This window comes from Streptomyces sp. bgisy100 (assembly GCF_057709105.1).
On sequence record NZ_JBYITE010000114.1, the window covers coordinates 1 to 801 of the forward strand.

The window sequence follows — 801 nt, forward strand, 5'->3', positions numbered from 1 at the left end:
ACCGGTGCACCGGTCTGCACCGTGGAATCCCTCGTACTCCGCCCGGTCTCACGCCACCAGATCACCCGTGGCGACAGCGAGTCGCTGTACCGCACGGACTGGCAGCCCCTGAAGGCTTCTGCTGCTCCTGAGCCGTCGACTCGCACCTGGGCAGTGCTGGGTGACGACCACCTCGGGGTCTCCGAGCATGGGGCTTCTCCGGGTGCCATCCCGGTCGCGGACCTGGAGAATCTGGCGGCACTCGACGAGATCCCGGACACGGTGGTCGTGACCGCCCTGGACGGCGTCGGGCATCACGCACCCTCCGACGCCCACTCCGAGGCGCTGGAGACGGTCGCCTCCGGTCTCCGTATGGCAACCGGCCGCATGCTCGACCTGCTGCAGTCGTGGTTGGCGGATGAGCGGTTCGCCTCCTCGCGCCTCGTGGTGGTGACGCGGGGTGCGGTGGCGGTTGATCCGGCCGAGGGTGTCGCGGATCTGGCGCATGCCGCGGTGTGGGGTCTGGTGCGGTCGGCGCAGTCGGAGAACCCCGACCGGTTCGTACTGGTCGACCTCGACACCGACCTCGACAGCGACTCCGGGGCGGACGTGGGTGTGGCCCTGGCTGGTGTGGTGGCGTCGGGTGAGCCGCAGGCCGCGGTGCGCGCGGGCGCGGTGCGGGTCCCGAGGCTTGTGCGGGCGGAGGCTGCGTCGCGGGTCGAGGATTCCGCGGTCTGGGATGCTGCGGGTACGGTGCTGGTGACCGGTGGTACGGGTGCGTTGGGTTCGGCGGTGGCCCGTCATCTGGTCGTCGAACATGGC

1 protein-coding gene is annotated in these 801 nt (G+C 70.7%); it reads left to right on the top strand.

What is annotated here, in order from left to right; translation table 11 throughout:
• Positions 1 to 21 precede the first annotated feature (21 nt).
• The coding region (locus tag AC3EQ1_RS31300; protein ID WP_432097682.1) for a SpnB-like Rossmann fold domain-containing protein at positions 22 to 801 on the top strand (780 nt) is incomplete at its 3' end.